Source organism: Rothia sp. HMSC066H02 (genome assembly GCF_001814995.1).
GTDB classification, from domain to species: Bacteria; Actinomycetota; Actinomycetes; order Actinomycetales; family Micrococcaceae; genus Rothia; species Rothia mucilaginosa.
Map to the genome: position 1 here is coordinate 1 of NZ_KV818669.1, position 3,841 is coordinate 3,841.

A 3,841-nucleotide genomic window follows, 5' to 3' on the forward strand; every position below is an offset into this window, starting at 1 on the left:
AGGGCCCCAAGGGCGTGAAGGCAACCATCCAGGGCGATGAGCTGCGCGTCTCCTCCAAGTCCCGCGATGACCTGCAGGAAGTCATTGCAATGCTCAAGTCCGCTGACCTTGAGGTTGACCTGCAGTTCGTGAATTATCGCTAGATACCTCTGCTGTGCACGCGGCATCAGTGCACTATTAAGGCGGGGCGGTTACCAGTTTTTTGGTAACCGCCCCGCCTTCCATCTATAAGACAAACACGTACGCAGGTTTTATAGCTGACCGTTATCGCGCGCCATCTGCTGCAGGCGGGCGATGCGCTTGTCCATCGGTGGGTGAGTAGACATGAGGTTCTTCAGGCCACCGAAGGGGTTCGCAATCATAGAGGCCGAGGTATTCACAACCTGCTGATTCTTGGGATCCATTGGGTAGAGCGAGACACCCTTCTCCAACTTATTCAGGGCGGAGGCAAGCGCAATCGGATCGCCCGTAAGCTTTGCACCGTCTTCATCGGCATCGTATTCGCGGGTGCGGCTGATAGCCATCTGAATAACCGCCGTAGCAATGGGAGCCAGAAGCGACATCAGGATTATGCTCAAAAAGTTTCCGCCGCCGCGCTCACGGTTCCCGCCCATCATGGAGCCAAAACCAACAATCTGTGCCGCCGCCGTAATCAGGGTTGCGATACCGGCTGCCACCGAGCTTATAAGAATATCGCGGTTGTAGACGTGCATGAGCTCGTGCCCAAGAACGCCGCGCATTTCGCGTTCGTCAAGAAGCTGCAAGATACCCTCGGTGCAGCAGACGGCGGCATTGCGCGGATCGCGCCCAGTCGCGAAGGCGTTTGGAGTCTGGGTGGGTGCCACATATAGGCGCGGCATAGGCTGAGCGGCGCGCGAGGAAAGTTCCTCGACAATGTCATACAGAACCGGAACCTCCTCGCGGGTAACGGCGTAGGCGTTCATGGAACGCAGCGCGAGTTTATCGGAGTTCCAGTATGAATATGCAACGGTACCCAAGCTCACAAGGGCGAAACCCCAGATAAAAATTGAGCTGCGGAAGTATGTTGAAAGGCCGCCGCCGAAAGCATCAGCAGACCGACCATGCCGCCCAGCAGAAGGGCGGTCTTAAGCCCGTTATAGTGTTTGTGCATTGCGTATACCTTTAGAAATCGTGTTGCCGTGAACGTATTAGATTACAGCACACGGGATATATATGAGGCAGACATCCAGATTCGCCACCAGCGTGTATTTCGTATTCTCGCATCCACAGGTTCATCGAATACGAGCAAGGTCACGTGAAGTCTCAGGATGTTCTGTTATCTCCCAGAAATTCGCGGTTTTAGCGACATAGTGTCATGGTGAAAGTACCCCAAACACGGCTCTTATTATGAATTTATCGTAATTGTAATTGTGAAAAAGTCAGATTAACGGTAGGGTATTGTTCATGACCGAACCCCTAGATACGAACGCACACCCGGAACCCGAGCACCCTCTTCACGGATGCTCCCACACCGGCGTGCTACCGTTGGCAGCAGAATCCGCGACCGGACTTCTCACGGAATCTTGGTCGCAAAACTTGCGCGCTAAGGGGCGCAGGGTCACGAAACAGCGGCTTGCTGTTCTACGTGCGGTTCAGGCTCATCCCCATGCCAATGCCGAGGAAATAGTTACCGTTGTGCGGCAAGAGATTCCTACCATTACCGTGCAGTCGGTGTATATGATCCTCACGGATCTAACGAATATCGACATGCTGCGTAAGTTTGAGCCCCCGGGAACCCCGAGGCTCTACGAGACACGCACGGGCGATAACCATCACCACGCATTCTGCATTCGCTGCGGAAAAGTTCAGGATGTAGACTGCGCTGTCGGCTCAGCGCCCTGCCTAACTCCCAACGACTTCCACGGCATGGCGATTATCAGCGCAGATGTACTGTATCGAGGCGTCTGAGCAGACTGTCAAACTGAGGCAGAAGCAGAACTGGCGAACAGTCAGGTGCAAGCCGCAGCGAGCGTTCAGCACTAACGAACCACATTCCAACACCTTACTCCGGGCGTGAAACAGCGCCTTGGTGTTCGTTAGTTGCACCCTAAAACAGGAAGAATGCTCGTCGAAAACCACATAGCATCACCAAAAACACAAGGAGAAGCAAATATGTATCAGACCCCGCAGAACCCCATTCATCCCGGTTCTTACACCACCACGAGCACTGGCACGCCGGTAGCTTCAGATGATCATTCGCTCACCGTGGGCGCCGATGGTCCCATCGTTCTGCACGATGCTTACGCTGTTGAAAAGCTCGCTCAGTTCAACCGTGAGCGTGTGCCCGAGCGTGTGGTGCACGCAAAGGGAACCGGCGCATACGGCTACTTTGAAACCACCGAAGATGTTTCGCAGTACACCCGTGCGGCGCTCTTTCAGCCGGGCGTTAAAACCGAGCTACTGATTCGTTTCTCGACCGTGGCTGGCGAATCCGGTTCCCCCGATACTTGGCGTGACCCCCGCGGTTTCGCGGTGAAATTTTACACCACCGAAGGCAACTACGACTTGGTAGGTAATAACACTCCTATCTTCTTCATTCGCGATGCCATCAAGTTCCCCGACTTTATCCACTCGCAGAAGCGTATGCCCGGTTCGGGTCTGCGCGATAACGACATGCAGTGGGATTTCTGGAGCCTCAATCCGGCATCGGCGCATCAGGTAACCTGGCTGATGGGAGACCGCGGCCTGCCCCGAACCCTGCGCCATATGGATGGCTTCGGCTCGCACACCTACCAGTGGATTAACTCCGAAGGCGAGCGCTTCTGGGTTAAATACCATTTCAAGACCGAGCAGGGCAACGAGTTCTTCACCCAGGCTCAGGCCGATGAAATGGCGGGCAAGGATGCTGACTTCCACCGCCGCGACTTGCGCGAGGCTATCGAGCGTGGCGACTACCCCGCCTGGACGCTCTACGTGCAGATTATGCCCTACGAGGACGCGAAGACCTACCGTATTAACCCCTTCGATCTGACGAAGATTTGGCCGCACTCGGATTACCCGCTGATCAAGGTGGGCCGCATGGTGCTGGATCGCAACCCGCAGAACTTCTTCGCCGAGATCGAGCAGGCAGCCTTCTCCCCCTCGAACTTTGTGCCCGGTATCGCGGCTTCACCCGATAAGATGCTGCTCGGTCGTATCTTCTCCTACCCGGATGCGCATCGCTACCGCATCGGCACCAACTTCGCGCAGCTGCCGGTGAACGCACCCCACGCGGCGCCGGTGAACAACTATTCACATGACGGTTCGATGCGCTACAACTTCAACGACCCCTCCGTTCCCACTTACGCACCAAACAGCCTGGGCGGTCCGCATGCGGATGCGGAGCGCGCTGGCGAAGGCAGCTGGGAGTCTGATGGCGAGTTGGTACGCACCGCCTACACCCTGCGTCCGGATGACGATGATTTCTCGCAGGCACGCACCCTCTACGAGGTAACCATGAACGACGAAGAACGTGAACGCCTGATCAGCAACATCTCCGGTCACGTAGGTGCTGTTCGTTCCGACGAGATTCGTGAACGCGCGTTCCAATACTGGGATAGCGTTCACCCTGAGCTCGGTTCTCGCGTTCGCGAGGCCGTGGCAGCCGCCGCATCTGGTTCGTAAGATACGGCAGCGTCTGTTCCCCTGTAGATTCGAGAACATGACGCACGGCTGCAGCATGGGGCCGGTGGCTTTCAGTGAGATGGAGTCACCGGCCCCATATTTTTAACCCGTTTGCAGGATTACAACCCTCTCCAAAAAACAGGCCCGTATTTCTGATAGTTAGCTGTGAACAAGAGCCACCACCCCGGTAGGCTAGTACTAACCGGTGCCCCGGCAC

2 protein-coding genes and 2 pseudogenes are annotated in these 3,841 nt (G+C 56.0%); 3 read left to right on the top strand and 1 reads right to left on the bottom strand.

The window, feature by feature from the left end:
* A partial coding sequence (locus tag HMPREF2999_RS01870) for a nucleotide-binding YajQ family protein (RefSeq protein WP_141757029.1) occupies nt 1-143 on the top strand: 143 nt, incomplete at its 5' end.
* Between the two features lie 108 nt (nt 144-251).
* On the opposite strand, the pseudogene htpX reads toward HMPREF2999_RS01870, so the two are convergent.
* Nucleotides 252-1,132, bottom strand: a pseudogene (htpX, locus tag HMPREF2999_RS01875) (zinc metalloprotease HtpX).
* Between the two features lie 293 nt (nt 1,133-1,425).
* Between htpX and HMPREF2999_RS09650 the strand changes: the two are divergent.
* Both HMPREF2999_RS09650 and HMPREF2999_RS01885 read left to right on the top strand, forming a co-directional pair.
* Nucleotides 1,426-2,004, top strand: a pseudogene (locus HMPREF2999_RS09650) (Fur family transcriptional regulator).
* A gap of 129 nt (nt 2,005-2,133) precedes the next feature.
* On the top strand, nt 2,134-3,624 hold the full coding sequence (locus HMPREF2999_RS01885) for a catalase (protein ID WP_070616151.1): 1,491 nt from the start codon (nt 2,134-2,136) through the stop codon (nt 3,622-3,624).
* Nucleotides 3,625-3,841: the final 217 nt, after the last annotated feature.

Coding starts and splice junctions, on each gene's coding strand:
- HMPREF2999_RS01885 (WP_070616151.1), top strand. CDS start 2,134: ATGTATCAGACCCCGCAGAACCCCATTCATCCCGGTTCTTACACCACC.